This window comes from Sphingomonas sp. ABOLE (assembly GCF_003950455.1).
GTDB classification, from domain to species: Bacteria; Pseudomonadota; Alphaproteobacteria; order Sphingomonadales; family Sphingomonadaceae; genus Sphingomonas; species Sphingomonas trueperi.
In genome coordinates this window covers 1-1,877 of record NZ_QQWY01000092.1, presented here as the reverse complement: position 1 = coordinate 1,877, position 1,877 = coordinate 1, and the positions used below count along the sequence as shown (strand labels likewise).

General features: G+C 68.6%; 3 protein-coding genes. All 3 read left to right on the top strand.

Going from position 1 to position 1,877, the window contains the following annotated elements; genetic code table 11:
• Positions 1-332: TolC family protein (locus tag CA234_RS23985; protein WP_164521933.1), on the top strand; the 332-nt coding region annotated here is incomplete at its 5' end.
• Entirely contained in the window at positions 332-1,510 is a 1,179-nt protein-coding gene (locus CA234_RS23980; RefSeq protein WP_126002930.1) for an efflux RND transporter periplasmic adaptor subunit, read from the top strand. The genes CA234_RS23985 and CA234_RS23980, both read left to right, overlap by 1 nt.
• 3 nt (positions 1,511-1,513) lie before the next feature.
• Positions 1,514-1,877 (top strand): efflux RND transporter permease subunit (locus tag CA234_RS23975; RefSeq protein ID WP_206431293.1); only part of this gene is annotated, 364 nt, incomplete at its 3' end.

The following is a 1,877-nucleotide window of genomic DNA, read 5'->3' as shown; positions in this document are numbered from 1 at the left end:
CGACCGCGCAGCGGACGCAGGCGGATGCACAACGTCGCGTGACCGCGCTCGACATCGAACAGGCGATCACGGACGCGCAGGCGCAGGCGGCCAATGCCGCAACGACGGCTCGTGCGGCGTCGGGGCCAGCGCTGGCGGCTGCACAGGAGGCCGCCCGCATCGCGCGGATCGGCTATCGCGAGGGCAAGTTCGGCCAGCTCGAATTGCTCGATGCGGAACGCACGCTCGCCGAAACGCGGGTCGCCGCGATCGATGCGCTCGCCAAGTACCAGAATGCCCGCGCGCAAGTGGAGCGACTGACCGCTCGTGCGCCCAATGGGGGGAATCAGTGATGAAGAGCTTTTATCTCGCGGGCGCGGCGTCGCTCGCCCTGCTGTTGGCTGCCTGTGGTGGCAAGGACGCCGGGAACGAGGCGGCCGCCAATGGGGCGGCCGGCAACGAAGCGGCTGCTAGCGCGGAAAAGGGCGGTGCCGAAGGCGGCCACGCCTATGAAGGCGTCGTCACATTGGGTTCCGATCAGATCGCGGCGGCGGGCGTCCAGGTCGGACGGCCGATCATCGGCGGAGCCGGAACGATCGAGCTTCCCGCGATCATCGAGGGCGACCCCCAAGGGACGCAAGTCGTCTCGGCCGCGATCGCGGGACGAGTGGTCGCGCTGACGCGCAACCTTGGCCAGTCGGTCGGGCGCGGCCAGACCATCGCGGTGATCGAGAGCCGCGAGGCGGCGCAGATCAAGGGCGAGGTCGAGGCAGCACGGGCACGGCTTCAGCTCGCCAATTCGAACCTCGTGCGCGAGCAGCGGCTTTTCGCCCAGAAGGTATCCCCTGAGCAGGATCTGATCGCTGCCCGCACGGCGGCGACGGAAGCGCGGATCGCCCTGACTCAGGCGCAGAGCATGGTGTCGGCCGCCGGTGTCGGCGGCGGCGGTCTCAACCGGCTCGGCATCGCCGCGCCGATCTCGGGCCAGATCATTGCGCGCCCCGTGACGCTGGGACAGACGGTCGCGGCGGACGCGGAACTCTATCGCATTGCGAACCTGAGCCAGGTGTCGATCGCCCTCAACCTGAAGGCTGAGGATGCGGGTCGGGTGCGTCCCGGCAACACGGTGCTGGTCAAGGCGGCGGGCCGTCAGGCGACCGCGCGCGTCACTTTCGTGTCGCCGGCGCTCGATCCGCAAACGCGGCTCGTGCCCGCGCTCGCCACCCTCGACAACCGGGGCGGCGAATGGCGGGTCGGCGAGCCGGTGACGGCCGCCGTCCAGCTCACGGGCAGCGGCGGTAGCGGCGCAATCCGCGTGCCGACGACGGCGGTGCAGAGCTTCGAGGGCAAGTCGGTCGTGTTCGTTCGCACACCTACGGGCTTCAAGGCGACCCCGGTGCAGCTCGGCGATGCGTCGGGCGACACGGTGATCGTCCGCTCGGGTCTCACCGGCAACGAACAAATCGCCACCACCGGAAGCTTCACGCTCAAGGCCGAGATCGGCAAGGGCGAAGCGAGCCACGAGGATTAAGCCATGATCGCCCGCATCGTCACATGGGCGGTCGAGAAGCGCTGGCTTGTCCTGCTGCTCACCGCCATCGTCGCCGTCATTGGCGCATTTTCGCTTTACCGGCTGCCGATCGACGCAGTGCCGGACATCACCAACAACCAGGTGCAGATCAACGTCCGCGCACCCGCGCTCTCGCCCGAGCTGGTCGAGAAGCAGGTGTCGTTCCCAATCGAAACCGCGCTCGCCGGCACCCCCGGCCTGGAATATACGCGCTCGTTGAGCCGCAACGGCTTCGCGCAGATCACGGCGGTCTTTTCGGACGCGACGGACATCTATTTCGCCCGCCAGCAGGTGGGCGAGCGTCTGCGGGGCGTGCAAGAGAATCTGC